At 50.4% G+C, this 22,801-nt stretch carries 23 protein-coding genes; 13 read left to right on the top strand and 10 right to left on the bottom strand.

The window, feature by feature from the left end:
* Positions 1-123: 123 nt before the first annotated feature.
* Together Pmgp_RS19695 and Pmgp_RS06750 are read left to right on the top strand one after the other, a co-directional pair.
* Entirely contained in the window at positions 124-276 is a 153-nt protein-coding gene (locus Pmgp_RS19695) for a hypothetical protein (protein ID WP_192902828.1), read from the top strand.
* Between the two features lie 186 nt (positions 277-462).
* Positions 463-1,737 carry a glycoside hydrolase family 18 protein gene (locus Pmgp_RS06750; protein ID WP_192902827.1) on the top strand — a complete coding sequence of 425 codons (1,275 nt, stop codon included), beginning with the start codon at positions 463-465 and terminating at the stop codon, positions 1,735-1,737.
* A gap of 120 nt (positions 1,738-1,857) precedes the next feature.
* On the opposite strand, the gene Pmgp_RS06745 is transcribed toward Pmgp_RS06750, so the two are convergent.
* From Pmgp_RS06745 to ilvD, 6 genes are all read right to left on the bottom strand, one after another.
* Positions 1,858-2,205, bottom strand: a complete 348-nt coding sequence (locus tag Pmgp_RS06745) for an ABC transporter permease (protein WP_282432883.1) — start codon at positions 2,203-2,205, stop codon at positions 1,858-1,860.
* A gap of 150 nt (positions 2,206-2,355) precedes the next feature.
* Positions 2,356-3,054 (bottom strand): ATP-binding cassette domain-containing protein, encoded by a 699-nt coding sequence (locus tag Pmgp_RS06740; protein ID WP_192902826.1) that lies wholly within the window; start codon positions 3,052-3,054, stop codon positions 2,356-2,358.
* A complete protein-coding gene (locus Pmgp_RS20675; RefSeq protein WP_192902825.1) occupies positions 2,997-3,173 on the bottom strand; it encodes a hypothetical protein in 177 nt (58 codons plus the stop codon). The genes Pmgp_RS06740 and Pmgp_RS20675 overlap by 58 nt, the downstream gene beginning before the upstream one ends.
* Positions 3,174-3,369: 196 nt before the next feature.
* Positions 3,370-3,615, bottom strand: a complete 246-nt coding sequence (locus Pmgp_RS06735) for a hypothetical protein (protein WP_134213206.1) — start codon at positions 3,613-3,615, stop codon at positions 3,370-3,372.
* 359 nt (positions 3,616-3,974) lie between these two features.
* The gene (locus Pmgp_RS20220; RefSeq protein WP_134213205.1) at positions 3,975-5,360 is read right to left on the bottom strand and encodes an IS607 family transposase; all 1,386 of its coding nucleotides are present in this window, start codon (positions 5,358-5,360) and stop codon (positions 3,975-3,977) included.
* Between the two features lie 107 nt (positions 5,361-5,467).
* Positions 5,468-7,165, bottom strand: coding sequence for a dihydroxy-acid dehydratase (gene ilvD, locus Pmgp_RS06725; RefSeq protein WP_134213204.1), 1,698 nt, complete (start codon positions 7,163-7,165; stop codon positions 5,468-5,470).
* A gap of 313 nt (positions 7,166-7,478) precedes the next feature.
* Here ilvD and Pmgp_RS06720 point away from each other — a divergent pair, with 313 nt between their 5' ends.
* The 5 genes from Pmgp_RS06720 to Pmgp_RS06700 all read left to right on the top strand — a co-directional run bounded on the left by Pmgp_RS06720 (position 7,479) and on the right by Pmgp_RS06700 (position 11,145).
* Positions 7,479-8,255, top strand: a complete 777-nt coding sequence (locus tag Pmgp_RS06720) for an MBL fold metallo-hydrolase (protein ID WP_205077967.1) — start codon at positions 7,479-7,481, stop codon at positions 8,253-8,255.
* A gap of 136 nt (positions 8,256-8,391) precedes the next feature.
* Positions 8,392-9,150 carry a stalk domain-containing protein gene (locus Pmgp_RS06715; protein WP_243119755.1) on the top strand — a complete coding sequence of 253 codons (759 nt, stop codon included), beginning with the start codon at positions 8,392-8,394 and terminating at the stop codon, positions 9,148-9,150.
* Between the two features lie 295 nt (positions 9,151-9,445).
* Positions 9,446-9,646 carry a twin-arginine translocase TatA/TatE family subunit gene (tatA, locus tag Pmgp_RS06710; protein WP_134213202.1) on the top strand — a complete coding sequence of 67 codons (201 nt, stop codon included), beginning with the start codon at positions 9,446-9,448 and terminating at the stop codon, positions 9,644-9,646.
* A 369-nt stretch (positions 9,647-10,015) separates the two neighbouring features.
* The gene (locus tag Pmgp_RS06705; RefSeq protein ID WP_134213201.1) at positions 10,016-10,336 is read left to right on the top strand and encodes a nucleoside triphosphate pyrophosphohydrolase; all 321 of its coding nucleotides are present in this window, start codon (positions 10,016-10,018) and stop codon (positions 10,334-10,336) included.
* 14 nt (positions 10,337-10,350) lie between these two features.
* Entirely contained in the window at positions 10,351-11,145 is a 795-nt protein-coding gene (locus tag Pmgp_RS06700; RefSeq protein ID WP_134213200.1) for a DEAD/DEAH box helicase family protein, read from the top strand.
* A 199-nt stretch (positions 11,146-11,344) separates the two neighbouring features.
* Here the strand turns inward: Pmgp_RS06700 and Pmgp_RS06695 are convergent, their stop codons facing one another.
* The 3 genes from Pmgp_RS06695 to Pmgp_RS06685 form a co-directional block, all read right to left on the bottom strand.
* Entirely contained in the window at positions 11,345-11,986 is a 642-nt protein-coding gene (locus Pmgp_RS06695) for a manganese efflux pump (protein ID WP_134213199.1), read from the bottom strand.
* A gap of 239 nt (positions 11,987-12,225) precedes the next feature.
* Positions 12,226-12,405: a type II toxin-antitoxin system antitoxin gene (locus tag Pmgp_RS06690; protein WP_134213198.1), complete on the bottom strand. Its 180-nt coding sequence runs from the start codon at positions 12,403-12,405 to the stop codon at positions 12,226-12,228.
* Between the two features lie 91 nt (positions 12,406-12,496).
* A complete protein-coding gene (locus Pmgp_RS06685; RefSeq protein ID WP_134213197.1) occupies positions 12,497-13,531 on the bottom strand; it encodes an SPFH domain-containing protein in 1,035 nt (344 codons plus the stop codon).
* Positions 13,532-14,048: 517 nt separating this feature from the next.
* Here Pmgp_RS06685 and Pmgp_RS06680 point away from each other — a divergent pair.
* Both Pmgp_RS06680 and Pmgp_RS06675 read left to right on the top strand, forming a co-directional pair.
* Positions 14,049-15,359 carry an MFS transporter gene (locus tag Pmgp_RS06680; RefSeq protein ID WP_134213196.1) on the top strand — a complete coding sequence of 437 codons (1,311 nt, stop codon included), beginning with the start codon at positions 14,049-14,051 and terminating at the stop codon, positions 15,357-15,359.
* 118 nt (positions 15,360-15,477) lie between these two features.
* On the top strand, positions 15,478-16,965 hold the full coding sequence (locus tag Pmgp_RS06675; RefSeq protein WP_192902824.1) for a phytoene desaturase family protein: 1,488 nt from the start codon (positions 15,478-15,480) through the stop codon (positions 16,963-16,965).
* A gap of 7 nt (positions 16,966-16,972) precedes the next feature.
* On the opposite strand, the gene Pmgp_RS06670 is transcribed toward Pmgp_RS06675, so the two are convergent.
* The gene (locus Pmgp_RS06670) at positions 16,973-17,995 is read right to left on the bottom strand and encodes a sensor domain-containing diguanylate cyclase (RefSeq protein ID WP_134213194.1); all 1,023 of its coding nucleotides are present in this window, start codon (positions 17,993-17,995) and stop codon (positions 16,973-16,975) included.
* 123 nt (positions 17,996-18,118) lie between these two features.
* Between Pmgp_RS06670 and Pmgp_RS06665 the strand changes: the two genes are divergently transcribed.
* The 4 genes from Pmgp_RS06665 (at position 18,119) to Pmgp_RS06650 (ending at position 22,785) form a co-directional block, all read left to right on the top strand.
* A complete protein-coding gene (locus Pmgp_RS06665) occupies positions 18,119-19,567 on the top strand; it encodes a purple acid phosphatase family protein (RefSeq protein WP_192902823.1) in 1,449 nt (482 codons plus the stop codon).
* A gap of 301 nt (positions 19,568-19,868) precedes the next feature.
* Positions 19,869-20,963, top strand: coding sequence for a TRAP transporter substrate-binding protein (locus tag Pmgp_RS06660; protein WP_243119753.1), 1,095 nt, complete (start codon positions 19,869-19,871; stop codon positions 20,961-20,963).
* A gap of 23 nt (positions 20,964-20,986) precedes the next feature.
* Positions 20,987-21,478, top strand: coding sequence for a TRAP transporter small permease (locus Pmgp_RS06655; protein ID WP_134213192.1), 492 nt, complete (start codon positions 20,987-20,989; stop codon positions 21,476-21,478).
* Positions 21,475-22,785 (top strand): TRAP transporter large permease, encoded by a 1,311-nt coding sequence (locus Pmgp_RS06650; RefSeq protein WP_134213191.1) that lies wholly within the window; start codon positions 21,475-21,477, stop codon positions 22,783-22,785. The genes Pmgp_RS06655 and Pmgp_RS06650 overlap by 4 nt, the downstream gene beginning before the upstream one ends.
* The last annotated feature ends 16 nt before the right edge of the window (positions 22,786-22,801 follow it).

The raw sequence follows: 22,801 nt of genomic DNA, 5'->3' as shown, positions 1-22,801 counted from the left end.
CCTCACCGTGCTTTGTAGTGTGTCTTCTCCTCAGACAAATTGTACAGCAACCAGGGGGGGGTGCGCACCCGTTTTCATTACTATTTGTGTCGCCCGCACCGGCGGCGCGAGATGGAGGTTTTTATGACTGAGAAGCCAAAGCCGCTGCAAGCGGATGACGCAACTTCAGAAGAAGCTGACCGGCAGGGTGGGGATAATGCCGCGGAATGCTTCGAGGATGATGAATTCATCTGCCCGGCCTGCTGCTGCGGTATCTATATTGAAGTAAAAGAATAACGTTGAGCTCCAAACTTCATACAACGGCTCTTAAGGACTGATCCGGAATTTTGCAGGGGTCAGTCCTTTAATTTGCACTTTGTCAGGAAGGAATTACCACCACAGGACGCAAAGGTTTCTTCCGAGATTTAGAGAAGTCTTCCATAGCAATTTATGCAAAGAAACTCACGTAAAGGAGAGATTGCCTTGAAGTGGCCAAAAATTGCTCTGGCAGCCATCATAGGAATAATTATGCTGTCCGCCTTTTCTGCCGCGGCAGCTGATACAATAGTACCGTACCAAATCTACATAATCCAAAAAGGCGACACCCTGCTTACTGTGGGACAAAAATTTTCAGTCCCGGTCGAGCAGCTTAAAACAGTCAATAACTTGCTTTCCGAAACAATTATGCCCGGGCAGGGGCTCTGGATCCCGCCTGCAAACCTTGCCGCAAATCCTTATCCTTCCGCAGACAGCAAAGGCAACCTGAGCAGCAGGTTTGTACTTGGCTTTTATGTTGACAGGGAGGGGAGCCTGCCCTGCTCTTATCAGCGGATGCTGGAGAACAGCGGCCTGATCAATGCCTGCGCCCCTTTTTGGTACAGGCTGGCGCCGGACAACCCCACTGAAGTGCTGGAGCAGCATTACGCTGACGCTACCTCACCCGCTGATTTAAAAGATATCATAAGCGCAGCCCACCAGAACGATATTCAGGTGCTGGCTTTGGTGCATAACCTGCTTTATCCCGGACAGGTAGACGGCGCCGGCCTGGCCGCTCAGATGCTGGCCACCTCTGAAACAAGGAATAAGTTCATTAACCAGTTGGAAAGTTTGATCAAGGAATACGGGTACGACGGTATAAACCTTGATATAGAAAGGGTCAGTTTAGCCGACAGAGAAAAGTATTCACTGCTGGTGAAGGAGCTGTACCAGCGGCTTGACCCGCAGGGGTTCAAAGTTGCCGTCTGTGTCCCGGCTAAAACACGTGACGACATTACCAATACCTGGTCCGGCCCTTTTGACTATAAGCAGATAGGACGCTATGCCCATTATGTGATCATCATGACTTACGATGAGCACGGGAGCTACAGCGGGCCGGGCCCGATAGCTTCTTACGGCTGGGTCAGTAAGGTGGCAGCTTACGCCGCCGCCAATATCCCCAAGGAAAAGATACTCCTGGGGATACCCGGCTACGGGTTTGACTGGGCAGCCCAGCAGCCGCCCAGGTATATTTCTTTCGCGCAGGCCTCTGAACTGGCTGCCGCCCAGGGTGCGAGAATTATGTGGGATAACGTGGGGAAAGTGCCGTACTTTAAGTACACGGACAGCTCCCGGAAGGAGCACCAGGTCTGGTTTGAAAACGCCTCCAGCCTCTCCCATAAGCTCACTGTGGTCGAAGATCTGGACCTGGGCGGCATCGCCATCTGGCGTCTCGGCATGGAAGACCCCGCTGATTGGAAAGTCATAGGAGATACATTTTAAGCCGAATAACTAGCAAATGGAGACCGTTCTCCGTTTGCTAGTCCCTGTTTGCCGATGTTTATTGGATACTTGATGCTAAACTTATGGTTTTGAGGCATCAGATAATGATGCAGGAGTATATTATTGCTGATATTCTTTTTGCAGCTTACGAATGGCTAATGCAAAACTACCGCCACAAAGACATATAAAGAAGCCTGTCACAAGCAATAAGTTTTTCCAATCAATAGAAGTCTCTAAAATTAAACTGCGCAGACAGTTTATAACATGGGTGAAAGGGTTTATGATTACCGCAATTTTCAAGGTGCCCGATATACTGTCCAACGGAAATAATGCTGTGCTGGTAAAGAAGATGGAAAGTACAATCAAATTCATCAGAGTTTCATAAATCACTTCATTGGGTAGATACAGGCTGATAGTGTAGGATAGTCCCGACATAAAAAATGCCGCAAGAAAAATAAGCGGAAGCATCAGAAAAAGTCCGGTAATCCCGATTCCATGCGCGCCGACAAGAGCATAGATAATGCAAACAGGATGGCTATTTCAATAAACGAAAGCAAAACCGCCTCCAGCATTTGCCCAAGAACAATGGAGCTTCGTTTTACAGGCGCTATTAATATTCTATAAAAGCTGCCTTGGGATTTCATAAAAATCATCCCGAACTTTCCGCACGATTTCCCACATGGCTTTTCGGGAACTAATATCCATACCAACCGTTGGTTCGTCTAAAAAAAGTATTTGAGGATACGAAACCATGTTCATGGCAATATCCAACCGGCGTTTTACACCGCCGGAATAAGAAGCAACCGGGTAGTGCAAATACTGCGACAGCCCAAAGCTGTCAATCAGGGTGTTAATCCTCTTTCTTGCCGTAGCATTGTCCACCCTGTAGAGCCTGCTTTGAAACATCATATTTTCCAGCAGGGATAAATGCGTGTCAATTGAAACTGTCTGTGCCACACAGGCAATTTTCGAGCGGATATAGGCAGGCTCCTTGTACAAATCCTTGCCCAGCATCGTTACCGTGCCGGACGTAGGCGCATAACAGGTTGTCAAAATGTTGATCAGTGAGGATTTTCCCGCGCCGTTTGGCCCCAGCAATGAGAATATTTCCCCCTGCTTTACACTTAGACTTAAGCCGTTCAATGCCCGGACACCATTTTTAAATGCACGGTTGAACGCTGTCGGTGACTGATAGCCATATTTAGCGGCAATTTCCGATACCTTTGCGTTTTTGCCTTGAAGGTCAAAGGCAGCGGCGCTCATCCGCCTGTGCCGGATATATTCAGACAGGGATATTCCCGCGATATAGGAAAACATCCGTTGAATTGGTGCGTAGAGCAGCAGGCAATTTGTGCTGCTTTGTCGTAGGAAATATCCCCGGCAAGATTATCTTCTATATATTCGATTGCTTGATTTAATTGTTGCAGCCATTCCATAACTTCACCTCCATTGGTTCAAGTGTAGCACAATATATTTTTATATTCCTCTGAATTGATGCGCAAAAATGCGAGATGCTTTATGGATAGGAAGTTATCAACCTCAGAATCATAATACAGCGGTAATGTAGAAACCGCTAAAGCTACAGCCATAAAAATGCAAAAACGGGAACGGTTCTTGATTTGCCATGGCAAATCAAGAACCGTTCCCGTTTGCCAGGCAGTCGCGGCAGATGGCCTGGCAGTTGCTCAATACAGGCGGGCCGGCGGCGTCTATCGGGACGGCCTCCCAGCCGCCGGGCAGGTCAAGGCCTCTCATCACAAAGGTAAGATGGTTGTTGCACCGGCCGTAATGCTTATGGGTGTTATTCAAACACTCACACTCACCGTCTGAACGGATGAAAGCGGCCTTGGCCACGTCATCCGGGAAAAAAGGGGGCATCCAGTTCACCTGGTTTCTGAAAACTAAACAAATCTGATTTATACAGGATAATCCAGATATATTTAGATTTCTCTCCCGCCGACCAACGGGAGGCAGTGTCACAGGATTCAACTGCTGAGCCACAGGCTTTCGCCTGTGTTCCGGGTGGCTTATGCCGCCCCAACACTCAACCTAATGCTTGATAGATTACCTCCCTAGCGGAAAGATAAAACCTTCTTTAATTCTCTTACCTATCAAACGCTAGGTTGAGTGCTGGGTCCTACCCGGAAGGGGGTGTTACCCACCGCCTGATTGTTATTTGCGACAACAGCCTTTCGCAACGTGTACTGTGTCGCCACGTAAAATCTATGGCAAGGGGCTTACCCTGCTAACAGTTGTTTTCTGTAGTGCTGCCAGGAAACCAGGCTTTTCACCTTCCTTTTAGTTAGTTTTTTAACTGCGGCAACAGCCGCTTTCTTGATTGAACTCCACTGCTTCCAGTTGGCTAAAAACATAAAGGCATCCCTTTCCTTGATAAATCGTTGTATCAATTGTTTAGGTACCTTTTCCTTGCCATATCCCAGGCCACGCCGGGCTATTGTGTATGCCGCCGCTTCGTGGTTTGAAATTCCGTACTGCTGTTGATATTTCAGTATGCCGATAATTGACGTGAACGGTGGCGGCACTTTTGCCAGGGGAACTCCCTCGCGGGCGGCCCTGCGCTCTAAAGCCTGCAGAAATCTTGACCACACAAAACTGTGACTCATCCGGTTGAATTTTGCCGTCACGGACTTGTCGTTTTTAAACTTCAGGTCTTCAACAGCAAGGGCGCAATTTAACTGTTTCGCCATATCCACCACCAGGGCCGCGGCCTCGCCGATCAGGTTATCCCGCCGGGTACTTCGGGCGTATGTCCACTCGCCCTGCGGTAGCCACAGGCTTTCTTTGAACTGCCCCAGACAGTCGGCGCGGGCTATGCCCAACCCGTCCGGGTTGGTGTCAACGCCAATAACTCCGCTATGGGGGATATATGGTACAGGTATTTCTTCTTCAATGGTAACGTGAATGTAATAACGGCTGTTTTCGCGAATAATCTCCACCTGATAGGCTCCGCCTGTTTTGAGGTAGTCCAAAACCATCTGCCGGTAGTTGCGCCCGTTGATCAGACCGGTCTTTTGGGAAGGCTTATGGGCCAGGTAGATCAGAACAGAGATCCGGTTGGTCACTATGGCTATCATGTCTTCTACCAGTTCTTCTTGCGGCGATTTCTCTTCGCCCAATTCCACTATGTCAATTTCAACACCGCATGACCGGCAGTATTGCTCCAAATATTTATAGCCAAAACGGGCCAACCGCTCTTTGTTTTCGATGACAATCACTTCTATTTCACCCTTTGTGGCTGTTTTGGCTAATTTAGCAAGCTCCCGCCTATTTTCGTTCAGACCGGATGCGATTTCGGTATATACTGCTTTAATCTGATAACCTTTTTCCACCGCATAGGCTATCAATCGCTCTTTTTGCCGCTGGAGATTCCCGGCTTCGGCCTGTTTTGCAGTAGATACGCGGGCATAAACAGCACAACGATTTGCTCCTTTCTCAGTTATCTCTTTTCCAATTAAAGCCAATACCTGTGATTCTTTATAGCGCCTGTGTCCGCCGGGTGTACGCAAAGGTATTAATTTTCCTTCTCTTTCCCACCGTCGCAATGTTTCAGGCCAAACATTTAATAGTTTAGCTAACTGGTGAGTGGTTAGTAATTTTTCCATTGACACCATCTCCTGCTAATAGCTTAGCAAGAACAAATGTTTGGCCCTGAGATTTTATTATAAAAAGTGGTTGAAAGCAAAAATCTCTCAACCACTTTTGTTTGTTTTTAACGGCTCTGTCCCGGCGCCTTGACCACCGCTCCGGTGCTGGCTGAGGTAACCAGCGCCGCGTAGCGGGCCAGGTAGCTTTTGCCGGTCACTTTCGGAGCGGGCGGCTGCCAGCTGCTCCGGCGGGCGGCCATCTCTTCATCAGATACTTTAACATTTAAAATACGTTTGGGGATGTCGATCTCAATGATATCGCCTTCCCGCACCAGGGCAATGGGGCCGCCCTCGGAAGCTTCCGGCGATACGTGTCCGATACTGGCGCCGCGGGTGCCGCCGGAAAAACGTCCGTCCGTGATCAGCGCCACATCCTTGTCAAGCCCCATGCCGGTGATTGATGAAGTGGGGCTAAGCATTTCACGCATGCCCGGGCCGCCCTTGGGACCTTCGTAGCGTATTACCACAACGTCTCCTTTATTGATCTTGCCGGCCATAATAGCTGTAAAAGCCTCTTCCTCATCATCAAAGACCCTGGCCGGGCCGCTGTGCGCCAGCATTTCCTTGGCTACCGCGGACTGCTTCACCACTGCCCCGTCGGGCGCCAGGTTGCCTCTTAAAATGGCAATGCCGCCTTCTTTGGCGTATGGATTGTCCATGGGACGGATCACTTCCGGATCTCGCACAACTGCCTGGCTGATGTTTTCGCCAAGAGTTTTTCCGGTTACCGTTTTTTCATCCAGCTTGAGCAGGCCGTGCTCGCTTAGCTGTTTCAGCACGGCGGAGATGCCGCCTGCTCCGTAAAGGTTAAACAGCCGGTGGGTGCCGCCGGGGCTGAGCTTGGTGATATTGGGAACGCGGGCGCTGATTTCGTCAAAGTCTTCCAGCTTCAGCGGTACGCCGGCCTCGTCTGCGATGGCCAGAAGGTGCAGCACCGTGTTGCTGGAGCCGCCGATGGCCATATCCAGGGCTATAGCGTTGTGAAAGGCGTTTAAGGTCATGATATCACGCGGGCGTGTGTTGTCTCTGACCATCTGTACCGCCTGCTGGCCGGCTAGCTTGGCCAGCGCCTTGCGCTGCCCGTACGGGGCCGGAATAGTGCCGTTGCCCGGCAGGCCGATGCCGAGCGCCTCGACCAGGCAGTTCATGGAGTTGGCTGTGAAAAGCCCGGCGCAGCTGCCGCAGGTGGGGCAGGCGCTCATCTCCATCTCTGTCATCTCCGCTTCGCTGATTTTGCCCGCGGCGTAAGCTCCTACGGCTTCAAAAAGGGGACGTACCAGGTCCGCCTCCTGTCCGGCGTGGTCGCCGGTCAGCATCGGCCCGCCGCCGACGTAAACAGACGGTATATTAAGCCTGGCCGCCGCCATGAGCATGCCCGGCACAATCTTGTCACAGTTGCCGATAAGGACCAAACCGTCAAACTTGTGGGCTATGGCCATGGTTTCGATTGAGTCGGCGATCAGCTCGCGGCTGGCCAGAGGGTACTTCATACCGTCGTGGTTCATGGCGATTCCGTCACAAATGCCTATTACCGGGAATTCCACCGGTGTGCCGCCTCCGGCGGCCACGCCCAGTTTGGCTGCCTGGGCCAGATCCCGCAGGTGAACGTGTCCGGGGATAATCTCATTAAAAGCGTTGACCACACCGATCAACGGCTTCTTCAAATCGTCCGGGGTGTAACCCATGGCGTAAAAGAGGGACCTGTGCGGCGCCCTGGCCACACCCTGAGTTACCTGTTCACTGGGTAGAGAAAATTTGTTCATTGAGTGCGCCTCCTTTTAAGGATTACCTCATCTATTTTAACATGTTTCAGACAAACTGTGTAAGGTAATTGTCGTACTATTAAGATATCTGCCTGGTGCTTATTTACAAACCCAGACTGTTAAAGTAAAATGAATCTAGCCCAATAGTTTCCAAGGGGGTGACAGCATGAAAGAGTATGAAAAGCCTGAACTCATTGAGTATGATAGTCTGGTAAGCACAACAGGTATGCCTGCCGGTCCGAGTGGCGGTGGCCCACACTAGAGCTGGAAACAGCTCTTTTGTTTTATCACTTCACAGCAGGGGAGGAGTAAGGTGGGCGATAGCAATTTTATTAAGTTTTTAGGCACGGCCGGAGCCAGGTTTGTAATGGCTAAGCAGCTTAGATCATCTGCCGGCACTTTTATCTCAATGAAGGGTCAAAACATTATGCTGGACCCCGGTCCAGGCGCGCTGGTCAGGTTAGCCTCCTCAAGGCCGGGCATTGATGTCGAAAAGCTGGACGCAATAATCCTCACCCATGCTCATATCGACCACAGCAATGACGCTAATGTGCTGATCGATTCCATGACCGGCGGCGGGCTGAACAGGCGCGGTGTGCTTTTTGCGCCGCGGGAGTGCGTCCACGGGGAAGACCCTGTCATTTTAAAGTATTTGCGGGGCTTTCTAGAAGATATTGTAATTTTGGAGGAAAACAAGGAATACCGGCTGGGGAGCCTGTCGTTTTCAACTTCGGCAAGGCACCTGCACGCTGTGGAGACCTACGGAGTCAAATTCGGTTTAGATGGTCTGACGGTCTCATTTATGGCAGACACCAGGTTTTTTCCGGAACTGCTGCAGAGCTACAAAGGCACGGACCTGCTGGTGATCAATGTGGTGCGGCACATGGCGCATCAAAACCCCAGAATTATGCACCTGGCCATGGACGATGTCAGGACTATTATTGCCGGGCTGAAGCCCGAAAAGGTCTTTTTGACTCACTTCGGCATGACCATGCTCAAAGCTAAACCGTGGGAACTGGCGCGCCAGCTGACGGTCGAAACGGGAGTTGACGTGACCGCCGCCTCTGACGGCCTAACCGTGCATTTGTAGGCTGTAGAGGTACTATTTGCCTAAACTTAGGCGCCGGGCGCCTAAGTTTTGTAAGTTATTGACGCCCGTCAACAGAACCAGAATGCCGCCCCTGACGTCAAAAAGAGTAGAAACCTGATAAGGAGATGATCCGGTGATGACTAAAACCAGGCTTTACCTGTATTTTGCAGTGCTGGTGGTGACACTGTTGTTTATCCCGGCGGGAGCTTACGCCGCTCAGGCCCTGGATGAAAGCAGCAATGGCGATGTGGTGGTGCTGGTTGAAGGACAGTCGCTTGAATTAAGCCTGCCCGGCAATCCTTCCACCGGTTATGAGTGGCAGTATTTCCCGCAGCCTGACAGCAATATTTTGAAAGAGGCAAAACATGAATTCCAGGGAGCGTCAATCCCCCTGCCCGGCGCCGGAGGCCGTGAATACTGGACTTTCCAGGCGGCCGGCGCCGGCACGGTTACGCTTTCCCTCGCTTATATGCGCCCCTGGGAAAGCCGTATGCCGGAGCATACATTCAAAATTGAGGTTATAGTCACTCCTCAGGTTACAGTCCTGCTGGACGGCAAAACCCTGGCCTTTGACGTGCCGCCGGTGATAGAAAAAGGGCGGACCCTGGTCCCCCTGCGGGCGCTGTTTGAGGCGCCCGGCGCGGCCGTGACCTGGGACCCTGAAACACGGAAGGTCACCGCCCAAAAAGAGGACATCACAGTGGAACTTACAGTGGGGAACGAAAAAGCTCTCTGGAGCGGACCCAAGGACGTGCATGAGGTGATTTTGGAGGCGCCTCCCAAAATTATCGGCGACAGGGTCCTGGCGCCGCTCCGCTTTGTAAGCGAGGCGCTGGGAGACAGGGTTGACTGGGATGAAGCCACCCGCACCGTGCGCATCACCAGTATCATTTAGAACTGTAGGTGCGATTTTAATCGCACAAACTAACATGCTAAGCGCTCCGATTTTTACATAAAGGCGTTATTATAAAAAAGTTATTTACTGCATTATTTATACCTAACCAGTCACAAAAACACAAAGCTGGCGGGAACGCTGGAAGAATACCTGTCTTTGCTGAAAAAAAAGCGGCTTTCTGAGGACAGATGAGGTTATTAAATTTGCCGGTAGAGCTGCCGGGGTATAAATAAATAATTGCGTTTACCGCTTAATCTGGTATAATCATCGTAAGACCTTTAAAGGGGGGACAAGCATGTTTTCCGGAGCGTTTCAGCCCTTGCATTTAGTTCTTATACTGGTAGTGGTTTTGATTATTTTCGGACCGGGCAAACTGCCGGATGTAGGCAAGGCAGTAGGCAAGACCATACGGGAATTTAAGCGTTCCACGCAGGCTGATATTGAAGAGCAGGAAGAGGTAAAGGCAAAGGACCAGGTAGCTAAGGCTGAGAAATAAACTGACAGAAAATACGAGTCAAAAGGTCAAGCAAATGACTGCTTAAACAGCTCGCCTATTTTGGGCGGGTTTTTATTTTAATGCCTTTAATCCAGTCTGCCAGCATTTTTAAAGGGACGGCTCCAACTTTTGTCCTGCGAAAGTTGAGTATATAAATTTCATCTATAACAACTTGCCGCTTTTTAGCGGTTTTTGTTTATTTAGAGAGATTACAATTAGTAATAGTAATATTGCATTGCAGGATCATTCTAAAAATAGGTCGAAATTAAAAAACATTCTAACTAGTAACAATTTCATTACCGACAAAATATTGTCATCGATTAATTATTTTTTAGATAAAGTAGTTAGCGTGAAACGAGGTTTAGACAAATGAAAGTTATTACATATAACAAACTTATTAGAGACAAAATTCCCGAAATAATTGAGAAAAGCGGTAAAAAGGCAATTACTAAGAAGCTGGATAACGAAAATTATAAAAAATTCCTGGATCAGAAGCTCAGCGAAGAGTTACAGGAGTATCTGGACAGTGATAGTGTTAATGAGTTGGCTGACCTAGTTGAGGTTATTCATGCCATTCTGAAATATAAAAGAATTGAAATTCCGGATTTTTATGATATTCAGAAGAAGAAGGCCAAAGAACGGGGCGCTTTTAATCAAAGGCTTTTGCTGCTGGAAGTTATTGAAGAATAGGAGTGTTACGAGATTTGGATAATGATGTGAAATACAAAGCCAGCTTAGCCAGCGCAGCTGAAGATTTGTTTATAGAGATTTTCTGTGATGCCTTTGGACCTGAGAAAACTAAGTATCTTTTCATACAGTATCCTTTTGTTGATATATACGGAAACAGAAGGTTCATTGATTTTGCGCTTGAAAATGAGGAGATGCGCATTGCTATTGAGATTGATGGGGATAAATTTCACAATCCGCAGAGAGTTTCAGCTAATAAATATTATGATGATATTCTGAAACAGAACAGTCTAATCTTCAACAACTGGAAAGTGTACCGCTGGGCATATAATCAACTGAAAAACCAACGTGAAAAAGTCAGGGATGAACTGGTAACTTTTGTAGGTGAAATGTCAATATTCAGGTTGCTGGATGATTACCTGCCGAAACAAAAAGGTAAAATCATCGAGTTGAAAAGCCACCAGCATTCCGCATTGGAAAGCCTACAAAAGATGAGGGACAGCGGGGAGAGCATTGCCCTGCTATATCATGCGACAGGTGCGGGTAAAACTGTAACTGCAGTAAGCGACGCCAGAAATTATGGCAAAAGAACACTCTTTCTAGCTCACACCAGGGAACTGGTCAGCCAAGCAAAAGACACCTTTGAAGAAATATGGCCAGAAATATCTGCTGGAATGTATGTTGCTGAGCAGAAGGAAAAAGACGCCTATGTGGTATGCGGCAGTGTTCAGAGTGTGGCGCAAAATCTTAACCAGTTCAAATCCGATGATTTTGGCTATATTGTTATTGTTCTGCAAAGAAAGCTTTACTAGAAAGGATGTCAAGAGGAATATTTTTACCAATCCTTTCAAACGGTTTGAGGATATGCGTTTTATGAATAAATGCAGAGAGATCGAATATGTTGAATTTAACAAGCATGTATTTAATAGATTGTCTGAACAAGAAATAAACTGGATAATAAGACATTGTGACAAAAAGCTTAGTGAATATTATGAGAGAAGTTTATAGCTACTAATAAAACATCTCAAAAAGCCCAATCAGGATCAATAATGCGCCCGAGGCCGGGCCGGCCAGGCCTACCGGCAGGCGGGAGAGGCAGTTGTAGCCGATTTTCAGCCCAAGCCAGATTGAGATTAAGCTAAAGGCGGCTACAAATAAAGGGGTTAGAATGTGGCTGAGTCCGGTCAGGCCGGCGCCGATGCCGTTTGCCAGGTTGTTTAAGGCGAGGGCTAAGCCGAGAAAAAAACCTTCTTTTAAGCTGACAGTCCGATAGCGGTTAAAAAAATTAACTGACCGGTAATTAAACAGCTGGCAAAACGCGGGCTGTTTTTTGCTGGCGCTTATCGGATCCCGTTTATACCCGGCAGTGTATGCGCATGTTTTTAACATTTCGTTGATAAAAATCCTGATCCCGGAAAAGACAATAAGCAAAGATCCCAGATAGTTGGCGTACCACGGGTGAATAAAACCGTGTATGAATTTGCCGGCCAGCATGGCGGCCAGGGTTACGGCGCCGGTGATAACAGCGATCAGAAGGTTGGTGGCTGGTGGAATATTAATTTTCCTGGTGCCGCAAGAAATGCTGATGAGCAGGTTGTCCAGGTTGCTTGACAGTGCCAGCAGCAACATTATCAGCAAGTGCAGCTTTTCCATAAATTCCACTCTCCCCACTGGTTGCCTGTAATAACATTTTATGTAATATCTTGCGGGAGGGTGATAGGGTTAGGTGAGATCAGGGTTATCCCCCGCCCTCGCCAGATACACATGCCATTGGCGCCGGAGCAGGGGCACAGGGGGAAGGTTTTCCTGACATCAGCACAGATCAGGTGTTTAACAAAAGCAATGCCAGACAATAACTAAAATCAAAAGGCGAAATCAGAGATTTCGCCCTTTCATATATTTTTGTTTGTCTTTTTTCGCCGCCTGACACATTCTGTCAGCAGGTATTCGATCTGGCCGTTGATGGAACGGAAGTCCTCTTCAGCCCAGGCGGCTAATTCCTTCCAGAGAGAGGGGGATACTCTCAACAGAATCTGCTTCTTATCCTTTTCTTTATGCGCCGCATTTTCCAATCGGTATCACCCCTCCACACATACGGTCTGAATCCAGTGAGCGGGCATTCTTCCGATTATATATCGGTCACCCGCGTTCTGTGCCCTCGCCTTAGTATATGGAACCGCTGTTGACGATAGGCTGGGGATCCTTGTTCCCGCACAGGACAACCAGGAGATTGCTGACCATGGCTGCCTTGCGCTCTTCATCCAGTTGGACGATATTGTTTTCGCTCAGCTTGGAGAGGGCCATTTCCACCATTCCAACGGCGCCCTCAACTATCATCTGTCTTGCGGCGATGATAGCGGAGGCTTGCTGCCGCTGCAGCATGGCGGCGGCAATTTCCGGGGCGTAGGCCAGATGGGTGATCCGGGCCTCCAATATTTCAAGGCCGGCGATATCTACTCTTGATTGGATTTCTTCTTTAATCCTCTCCGCAACTTCCTGGCTGCTGCCCCGCAGGGATTTTTCGCCATCTTCCGAGGAGGCGTCATAGGGGTAGAGACGCACAATATTGCGAAGCGACGAATCGCATTGGATGGACAGAAATTCGATGTAGTTGTCTACGTTAAACACCGCCTTGGCCGTATTGACCACCTTCCAGATGACTACGATGCCGATGATAATCGGATTACCCAGCTCGTCGTTGATCTTCTGTTTCTCGTTATGCAAGGTCATGCTTTTCAGGGAAATTTTTTTATTGGGAATTTTCACGTTGACCCCGTGGGATTTTCCCCCGGATGAGGCTTTTTCAATCGAAACGGTGTTACATCCTGAAGCGCTGGCAGAAGCGGGATTCACTGCGACGACAAAGGGATTGACAAAGAAAAAGCCCTCTCCCCTTAATGTACCGTAATATTTCCCAAACAGGGTGAGCACCAGGGCTTCGTTGGGCTGGAGGATTTTCAGCCCAATGAACAGGAAGGGTCCGATCAGGAAAAGATATAAAGCGCAAACTACGACCAGGCTTACCCAGAGACCATGCGCCGCGCCTCTTTCGACAAGAATAACGCTGTAAATGAACCCAAGTATGGCGCCGATCATCAGGGCGATGTTCAGTACCAGCATCAGCATACCGCTGATACTTTTTGCCTTGATTTCTTCATAATGCAGTTGTCTTTCGCTTGTGCCGGATAGCTTGGACATTTGCAAACCCCCTTTGTTTATGATATCAATTTGATATCATAAAAATATCACAGAAATTGGTTTGTGTCAATTAATTAATTAATCAAAAAATGGCAAGGCCAAAGGGACGCTTCTCATGCCCCCATTACTATTTATGATAAGATAGGATATTCGACTCACAGAAAAGCCGGATTGTTCTATATGGAAAAGGGGATTAAAATTTGGAAGCTATGTTTGAAGGAAGCAAACTCAAATTGTGGAAATCCTAGATCAGTAGGTTTAAGGTTAATATTTTGCTTGCCGTCAGCAAACGGGATCTATATAATGGTAACCAAGATGGTAGGACGGTAATACGGCAATATATTGCGCAGAACATTCCTGCGGGGATGTTTTTGTTTTAGCTGAGATGAGCACATATTGAGCTAAGCTGAGATGAGTTCGGATTTTTCTATTTAGAGAAAAAAACTGGCTCTTACCAGAGGGGCTGGTTTTTTTAATTTACGGGTCACGTATACTAATTTTTTCGGGAGTGATAAATTTGGAGCGTAAACAACCGGAAACCAAGCCGGCAGGCGGCAGGGCGCGTTTTAACTACAGCTGGGTGATTTTAATCACAGGCGTTTTGACAGTAATGGGCGCCTTGGGGTTTGCCCGGTTCGGCTATGCCATGATACTGCCTTCCATGCGGGAAGGGCTGTTTTTAAACAACACCCAGATGGGCCTGATCGCTACCGGAAACCTGGTGGGCTACACGGTTTTTTCTGTGGTTGGCGGTTTTCTCGCCTCCAGGTTCGGGCCGCGGATTGTGATCAGCTGCGGCCTGCTGTTGACCGGCGCCAGCATGTTCCTGACGGGGACCGCGGGGGGGCTGGCCGGGGTAGTGGCCTACCGCTTTTTGACCGGTATGGGCAGCGCGGGCAGCAATATCCCGGTGATGGGACTTATTTCGGCCTGGTTCGCTCCTGAACGCCGCGGCATGGCGGCCGGTTTTCTGGTCGGCGGGTCTGGTTTCGGCTTCCTGATTACCGGGTTTCTGGTACCCGGTGTAATTACGGCCTACCCGCAAAACGGCTGGCGCCTGAGCTGGTTTATCCTGGGCGGGGTAGTGGCATTATTGGGGGTAATAGGCTGGATTTTACTGCGGAACAACCCCTCGGAAAAAGGGCTGCAGCCCGCGGGAGCCCCTGCCGGCCGCCTCGCGGGGGAAGGCGTGGCAGGCGCCGGCGCCGCCGGCGGGCGGCAGGATAGGCCCGCAAGTCAAGGCGCTATTGCCTGGAACAAGGTTTACGGGTCACCGGCCTTGTGGCGCCTGGGCCTGGTTTACCTGTTCTTTGGTTTCTCCTATATTATTTACGGCACCTTTTTCTCAGCCGCCATGGTCAGCGACAAAGGTTTCAGCCAGGCCCAGGCGGGCGCGGTATGGTCTGCCATAGGGGGCCTCGGTATTGTCGGCGGTATCCTTTGGGGTGTCGTCTCTGACCGGTTGGGACGAAAGCAAGCCCTAGCCCTGGTCTTCGGGCTGCAGGCGGTCAGCTTCTTCTTGTTCGCAGTTGCCGGCGCAGCCTCTACGCTGTATATATCCGCCTTCCTATACGGGCTTTCCGCTTTTAGCATCCCCGGCATCGTTGCGGCCGCCTGCGGCGATTATATGGGCCCGCGGCTGGCCCCGGCGGCTCTGGGCATGGTAACGCTTTTCTTTGCCCTGGGCCAGGCCGCCGCTCCGTCCGTGGCCGGCTTCCTGGCAGACTCGGCCCACTCTTTTGGCCAGGCCTTTTTGCTGGCCGCGGCGGTGGCCTTCCTGGGCGGCGTTGGCTCTCTCACCCTGCGCGCGCCGCAGCAAAAATTGTAATAAACTGGTAGGCTGAATATATTTGAAATAGCTGGCAAAGGCTGTTAAGTACAGATATAATAAAGCCGACCTGTGAAATAACGGAATTACCTTCAGCTGTTGAGGGAGGGGAAGAATATTGGCTGGTAAATCGATTATTATCATCGGCGCCGGGCTGGCCGGTCTGTCCACAGGCTGTTACGCGAGGATGAACGGCTACAGCACGCGTATCTTTGAGAGCCACACTTTACCGGGGGGGCTTTGCACCGCCTGGCAGCGCAGGGGGTATACCATAGACGGCTGCATCCACTGGTTGATGGCCTGTAAGCCCGGCGACTCATTTCGCAGGATTTATGATGAACTGGGCGCTTTTGAAGGAAACAGGCTGATGCCTCTGGAAAATATCGTCTGCTGCCGCGACGAGGCCAGCGGCAGGAGCCTGGCGGTAACCGCTGACCTGGACCGCCTGTCCGCCGATATGAAGGCACTGTCGCCTGAAGACGCGGGTGCCATTGACGAGCTGGTGGAGGGCAGCCGGGCTTTAACAGGCTTTGATACTGGCATACCTAAACCGGCAGAAATAAAGGGAAAGCTGGACAGCCTCAAAGAGATATGGCAGGTACGCGGGCTTCTGAAGTATGTGCTGCGCTACAACATGTCTGTTAAAGATTTCGCGCAGCGCTTTAAGGACCCGTTCCTGCGCCGCTGCGTCACCGACCTTTTTGTCCCTGAGATGCCCACATATTTTCTTTTTGTGGTGCTGGGGCAGCTGGCAGGCGGCCAGTTGGGCCTGGTTGAAGGCGGCTCACTAAGATTTTCCCAGGCCATAGCCAGGCGCTACCAGGCTTTGGGCGGAGAGATCAGCTACGGGGCAAGTGTGCAGAAAATACTGGTGGAAAATGACCGGGCGCTGGGGGTCTGTTTGGCGGACGGCTCGGAGCACCGGGCTGACCTGGTGGTTTCGGCCGCTGACGGGCACAGTACTATCTTCGAAATGCTCGGAGGGCGCTACGTGGACCAGGCCACCCGCCACCGGTTTGCCAGCTGGCCTTTGTTTGAGCCGGTGATTTTGGTCAGTTTCGGAGTATCGCGCCAGTTTCCGGGCGAACCGTCCTCCAGCCTGATCTGGCTGCGGGAGCCGTTGTCTGTGGGCGGGCAGGAAGTAAAAACCTTCATGCTGCGTGTTTTCAACTATGACCCAACGCTGGCGCCGCCGGGCGGCACAGTGCTTCAGGTTATGTTCGAGGCTGGCTACGGCTACTGGTACAACCTGCGCCAGGAGAGCAGCCGCTACCAGGCTGAAAAGTCAAAAGCCGCGGCAGATGTGCTGGCCAGGCTGGAGGGGTATTATCCGGGCCTGGCAGCGCAGGTGGAGGTGGCTGATGTGGCCACGCCGTATACTTTTTGGCGTTATACCCACAATTACCGGGGTTCCTACGAGGGTTGGCTGATGACGAAGGAGGCGGTAATGGCCCGTGTGCCGAAAACGCTGCCGGGCTTGGCTAATTTTTATATGGCCGGCCAGTGGGTGGAACCTGGCGGGGGCATACCCCCGGCGCTTTATTCGGGCCGCAATTTAGTACAAATCCTCTGCAAGCTGGATGGAAAGACTTTTACAGCGCGTTAAATTTTACTTAAGAGGCCAGCCGGACACAGTTCCTGCCCTCTGTCTTGGCCAGGTACAGCGCTTCGTCAGCCCTCTTTATAATTGAATCGATAGTTTCTCTCTCATCTTTCTTCAAAACGGCCACCCCGAAGCTGGCCGTTATTTTTAAATTATCGGGAGAGGTTACTCCCAACTGCAGCTCCCGTACCCTCAAACAAAGGCGCCGGGCGATCATGACTGCCTGTTTTTCAGCAACGCCGGGCAGGCAGAGAATAAATTCTTCCCCGCCGAAACGGCCAACGAAGTCATAGGAGCGGCACTGCTGCGAGAGAAAGTCGGCAAAATTCTTTAAAACCTCGTCACCGACCGGGTGGCCGTGGGTGTCATTGATTGTTTTAAAGAAATCAATATCAGTTAGGATTACCCCCAAAGACAAGTTCTCCCGGCCGGCCCTGTTGATCTCGGCGTCAAGCTGTTTTTCGAAGGCGCGGCGGTTCAGCACGCCGGTCAGGTAGTCGGTGTTGGAGAGGAGTTCGGCCCGCTTGCGCGCCTGTTCCTCCCTGCGCTTGGAGAGCAGCAGGCTGCTGTAGTCATTAAAAGATTCATAAGTAGTTTTGGCCAGCTCTTCATAAGCGGCTTTTATTTCTTCATAGGCTATTTTGAGCTCTTTATAGCGCAGGTTTTGTTTTTTGTCGTTTTCAGTCAGTTCTGGTTCCGCATAATCACGAATCATACATAATAGCCTCGCTTTACTGCCGCTGCCGGCGCTTCTTGATACTATTTCCACCGGAAAGATGTCCCCGTTTTTGTTTTGCTGCAGTGTTTCTATCTCAGTGGGCTTCTCCCTGGATTTAGCTGTCAGGTCCGCTACGTCCAGGATCATATCCGGCGCCAGCAAGTCCAGGATATTCTTTTTCTTAAGCTCTTCAATACTATAACCGTAAGCCTTTATGGCGTTTTCATTAGCGTCAGTGATTCTCCCGTCACTCCTGGTGATCAGGACTATATCCTTGTTTTGCTGCAGGAGATGCTGAAAAAAGAGCTGGTACATTTTCTACCACCATGTTATAAAAATTTTTCCCTTATAAAATTTCTTCGTCGGAATATGTCAATATTCCTTTATTGTACCAGGCTAATAACACATTTTTATTTGCACTCATATGCTGGCAATAAAATGTTGCATGAGAGCGGGGCCAGCGTTTTTATGGTTGTTATCAACAACGAAGAGTTGTGCACGGCAGGCAGTGACCATGCCGTGATTACCTGGGTTACGCCGGGTGCAAAAACTGACACTAATATTTTGCTGGGCGAGGACCCAAAGATCTTGTCCCAATATTCCGGCCTGCCTGACACCGAATACCACCAGGTGGAAGTATCCGGCCTGAAACCGTCCACCCGCTACTGGTATACTGTTGAAAGCGGCGGGGTCAGCGGCTCCCTCAATTCCTTTATGACTTTGCCCGCGCCGGAGGGAAAACTGCTGTTCAGTCTGGGGCTGATCAGCGATGTCCATGCCGCCTTTGGCGATTCGGTAAATGATGTGAACGAAAAATATTTCGGCAAACTCACTGACTATTCAGGCGCCCTTTTTGAACAGTGCGTCAGGGATATGAAACAGAGAAACGTCAATCTGGTCATAATCACCGGCGACCTGACGGACTCGGCCAGCGAGCTGCAGTATCAGGTGCTGAAAAGATCCCTGCTGCCTGCTTTTGGCGATATTCCCTACGTAGTTTGTATCGGTAACCATGACAAATATCTTAAGTACGCGGGCCGGGGAGAGCAAGGATTTTTACAATATATCGCCAACCGGGCGGCAACCCGGAGCATTTTCAGCATTATGGGCTGCCAGCTGCTTTTCCTGGACAGCTGCGTCCCGGACAAAGACTGGGGACAGATTGGCGGGGAGCAGCTGAGTTGGGTGGAGGAGCGCCTGCGGGAGGGAGGGGGGCGTCCGGCCTTCATATTTCTCCACCACCCCTGCAATGGTTTCGATGTTTGGCTGGGCGCCAAGGACTACAGGAGGTTTCAGCAGACCATCAGGCGCTTCCCTGAGGTCAGGGGCGTTTTTTACGGGCACATGCACCACCATAAGGTAAGCACCAGCCGTTTTGTGACCGGCAGTTTGCCCTATGTTGAACTGCCAGCCACAGTCCAGTTCCCCTGCTCCTACGCTGTGATGAGAGTGTATGAAAAGGGCTTTGAGTACAACGCGTATAAAATAAGCAGGCTTGATTTATCGGAAATGTCCCGCGAGCGCACTATTTTTAAACATGGCGGCATGACTATCTTTAACCTGTACAGTTTCGGCGGTATAGGAGATCGCAGTATCTCCTACAGCAGCGGGCGTCTGCACAGGCATAAGCAATATGAGCTGTCAATTACGGCGGAACACGCGGAAGCCGTGGAATTGCTGGCGCGCGCCCAGGCGGCGGGAGGGGCGAGCTGCGCGCCCGGTGCTAAAAGCGGTAAAACCAGGGTAATCCTGGCGCGTCATGATTCGCTCGGCCTGGCTTTGAGCTCGCATCTGCGGAAGATTAGGCTGCACGGCGTTAAAGCGTCGATTGTCAGAGAGGGCAGCTGGGGGCTGCCGGAAGAACTGAAGAAAACTAACAGTAAATAAAAATGTCGAAAATTTTTCCCTTTGCTGCAGGAAATTTCACACTGCCGCCGAAGTATAAAAAGCAGTTGTCCGGAAAGGAAGGTGGTTTCATCTTCGGTTAAATTTACAGTTTTTTTTGCGTCAGCAGTACGGTAGGTTTAGGGAAGTACAGTAGTGCAACAAGCGTAGGATGGTAATACGGCAGGCAAAGGGAGTATTGTTTAATATTTACCCTGTTCAAGTAAAATGAATTTTTTACTGCTGCCTAAAACTCCTATAGGGGTTTTTTTTATTTTAAAAATATTTTAAAGGAGGAAAAAGAGTGAAAAGATTATGGCTAGGCAATGTAAGGTGGAAGTTTGCACGGGCAACAGGTATGGTTTTGTTGTTAGTGACGGTTACAGCGTTGCTTGCCCTGACCGGGTGTTCATCGAAATCGTCTGAACCGGCAAAAAGCCAAAAGGTGGTTGAGCTTAAGCTGGCGCATTTTTTTCCGAGCACTCACCCAGCTGAGAAGGAATTAATTCAGCCCTGGGCCAAAGCTATCGAAGCAGCCACCAATGGACAGGTTAAAGTTACCAGCTATCCCCAGGAGACATTGCTTAAAGCAGACGCCATTTATGACGGTGTGGTAAACGGTATCGCCGATATGGGACTGTCATGTTTCTCTTACACCAGGGGACGTTTCCCCGCGCTTGAAGCTTTTGAACTTCCCGGGGTTACTTACAACAACTCCAAGGCAGCCAGCAAGGTCGCCTGGGAGGGGATAAAACAGCTCAAACCCAAAGAAGTGCAGGACACCAAGCTGATGATGGTGCTGACCACCGGCTCCGGAGATTTGTTTACAAAAGTTCCGGTGCAGAAAATGGAAGACTTGAAGGGGCTTGAAATAAGGGCTACCGGCCTCAGCGCCAAAACACTGAAGGCATTGGGAGCCAACCCCGTGGCTATGCCGCAGTCAGACGCCTATGAGGCACTGTCCAAGGGAGTTGTAAAGGGCAACCTTGGGCCGATTGAGGTGTTGCAGGGCTGGAAACAGGCCGAAGTCACCCAGTATATAACCAAGACGCCTTTCCTTTACAACACCCTGTTCTTTGTGACTATGAACCTTGACAAGTGGAACTCACTGTCTCCTGAAACGCAGAAGGCCATTGAAAAGGTCAACGAGGAATACTTTGAAAAAGTGGCCATGGGATTGTGGGACAAGCAGAACGAAGCTGCATTGAAATACGCGGTTGATGAGAAAGGCATGAAGCTGCTCACCCTGCAGAAAGAGGAGGCAGACCGCTGGATAACCACAATTAAGCCGATCCAGGATGAATATGTCGCCAGCATGAAGGACAAGGGAATCGAAGGCCGGCAGATACTGGACAAGGTCAAGGAACTGGCTGACAAATATAACGCGGAATATAAATAGGCTGGTGGAGGTAAGTACTTGAGATGAAAATGTTTTCAGGCCTGGTCACGGGACTCAGCCGGGTGCTGGACCAGGCGGCTGGTTTTTTTCTGGTCGCAACGATGATTTTGATCGTTGTGAACATATTGTTGCGCGTGATTTTTAAGACGCCGGTCTTTGGCGCCTATGAGTACGTGGGCCTGCTGACCGCCGTGGTGATCGGGCTGTCGCTGGCCTTCTGCGGCGTGCAGAACGCTCATATTGACATCAGCCTTGTGGTGGACTGGCTTCCCGCCAGACTGAGGGCAATTGTCAGCGCGTTAGTAAATATTGTTTCAATGTGTTTCATGGGTGTATCCGCCTGGTATGTCGGGGCTTATGCCAGGAGCATGATGCTCAGCGGCCTGGTCTCATCCACAACCCAGATGCCGATCTACCCCTTTGTCTACCTGATTGCCCTGGGTATGCTGGTCTACTGCCTGGTATTGCTGGTAAGATCGATCGAATCTATATGTAAGGCGGCTACAAACAAATGACATCACTCACAATTGGTTTAATCGGCATACTGGCTTTTCTGGTGTTGATCGCTTTGCGAATGCCGATAGCGGTCGCCATGGCTGTGGTTGGATTTGCAGGATTCAGCTTCATGGTTTCGCCGCAGGCAGCCTTAAACATGGTGGCCAAGGAGATGTACTCCAATTTATCTTCTTATTCATTAAGCGTCATTCCCATGTTTGTCTGGATGGGGTTTCTTGCTTATTATTCGGGAATCGGCACGAGGCTGTATGTTTTCGCTTACAAGCTGATCGGCCATTACCCGGGCGGTCTGGCTATAGCCACCCAGGTTGCCTGCGCCGTATTCGGCGCTATCTGCGGGTCGAACACCGCCACTGCGGCGACCATGGGCGCGATTGCCCTGCCGGAAATGAAGAAATACAAGTATGACACTTCCATGGCCACGGCCAGTGTTGCCGCCGGTGGTGTCCTGGGCGTGCTGATCCCGCCCAGCGTGATTTTCATTGTTTACGGGATGTCGACTGAACAGTCGGTAGGTAAGCTGTTTATGGCAGGGATACTGCCTGGTATATTGCTCATGCTGCTTTATATCCTGGCAATATATATCCTGACCCTCCGCAACCCCGCCCTGGGACCCGCGGGACCGAAGTCGGGCTGGCGGGAGCGGCTCGAATCGCTGCGCGGCGGGCTGGGAGAAGTGTTGTTCGTCTTCGTGATCTCTATCGGCGGCCTGTTTGCCGGGTGGTTCACTCCCACGGAAGCGGGCGCGGTAGGCGCCGCGGGAGTCCTGGCGGTTTGTCTGGTGGAGAGGCGGCTGAGCTGGGAGGGCTTCAAAAAATCACTTTATGACACCACCCGCACCAGCGCCATGATCATGTTCATGGTTGCCGGGGCTGTAATCTTTGGGCGCTTCATGGCCGTGAGCAGGGTGCCGTTTGAGCTGGCCAACTGGGCCGGCGGGCTGGACCTGCCCTCTTTTGCCATCATGTTCATAATAATATTGATATACCTGGTGCTGGGCTGCTTCATCGACGCGCTGGCGCTGGTCCTGCTGACCATACCTATTTTTTACCCGGTCGCGGTCACAACGCTTGGCTACGACCCGATCTGGTTCGGGGTGATCATTGTCATGGTGGTGGCCATGGGTGTGATCACGCCACCGGTGGGTATGAACGTCTATATCATTAAGGGCATTGTGCCTGATGTGCCCCTGGAAGTAATATTTAAGGGAGTGTGGCCTTTTTTGATCGCCATATTGATTTGTGTGGCGATCCTGATGGCCTTTCCGCAGATTGCCACCTTACTGCCGGACCTGATATCCCAGTAAACATTCATTTAAAATT

This window comes from Pelotomaculum propionicicum (assembly GCF_004369225.1).
Taxonomy (GTDB): Bacteria; Bacillota; Desulfotomaculia; order Desulfotomaculales; family Pelotomaculaceae; genus Pelotomaculum_B; species Pelotomaculum_B propionicicum.
The sequence above is the reverse complement of the archived record's forward strand: the minus strand, read 5'-3'. Positions and strand labels throughout refer to the sequence as shown.

Coding starts and splice junctions, on each gene's coding strand:
- Pmgp_RS19695 (WP_192902828.1), top strand. CDS start 124: ATGACTGAGAAGCCAAAGCCGCTGCAAGCGGATGACGCAACTTCAGAA.
- Pmgp_RS06745 (WP_282432883.1), bottom strand. CDS start 2,205: ATGCTTCCGCTTATTTTTCTTGCGGCATTTTTTATGTCGGGACTATCC.
- Pmgp_RS06740 (WP_192902826.1), bottom strand. CDS start 3,054: ATGTTTTCCTATATCGCGGGAATATCCCTGTCTGAATATATCCGGCAC.
- Pmgp_RS20675 (WP_192902825.1), bottom strand. CDS start 3,173: ATGGAATGGCTGCAACAATTAAATCAAGCAATCGAATATATAGAAGAT.
- Pmgp_RS06735 (WP_134213206.1), bottom strand. CDS start 3,615: ATGCCCCCTTTTTTCCCGGATGACGTGGCCAAGGCCGCTTTCATCCGT.
- Pmgp_RS20220 (WP_134213205.1), bottom strand. CDS start 5,360: ATGGAAAAATTACTAACCACTCACCAGTTAGCTAAACTATTAAATGTT.
- ilvD (WP_134213204.1), bottom strand. CDS start 7,165: ATGAACAAATTTTCTCTACCCAGTGAACAGGTAACTCAGGGTGTGGCC.
- Pmgp_RS06715 (WP_243119755.1), top strand. CDS start 8,392: ATGACTAAAACCAGGCTTTACCTGTATTTTGCAGTGCTGGTGGTGACA.
- tatA (WP_134213202.1), top strand. CDS start 9,446: ATGTTTTCCGGAGCGTTTCAGCCCTTGCATTTAGTTCTTATACTGGTA.
- Pmgp_RS06705 (WP_134213201.1), top strand. CDS start 10,016: ATGAAAGTTATTACATATAACAAACTTATTAGAGACAAAATTCCCGAA.
- Pmgp_RS06695 (WP_134213199.1), bottom strand. CDS start 11,986: ATGGAAAAGCTGCACTTGCTGATAATGTTGCTGCTGGCACTGTCAAGC.
- Pmgp_RS06685 (WP_134213197.1), bottom strand. CDS start 13,531: ATGTCCAAGCTATCCGGCACAAGCGAAAGACAACTGCATTATGAAGAA.
- Pmgp_RS06670 (WP_134213194.1), bottom strand. CDS start 17,995: ATGTACCAGCTCTTTTTTCAGCATCTCCTGCAGCAAAACAAGGATATA.
- Pmgp_RS06665 (WP_192902823.1), top strand. CDS start 18,119: ATGTTGCATGAGAGCGGGGCCAGCGTTTTTATGGTTGTTATCAACAAC.
- Pmgp_RS06655 (WP_134213192.1), top strand. CDS start 20,987: ATGAAAATGTTTTCAGGCCTGGTCACGGGACTCAGCCGGGTGCTGGAC.
- Pmgp_RS06650 (WP_134213191.1), top strand. CDS start 21,475: ATGACATCACTCACAATTGGTTTAATCGGCATACTGGCTTTTCTGGTG.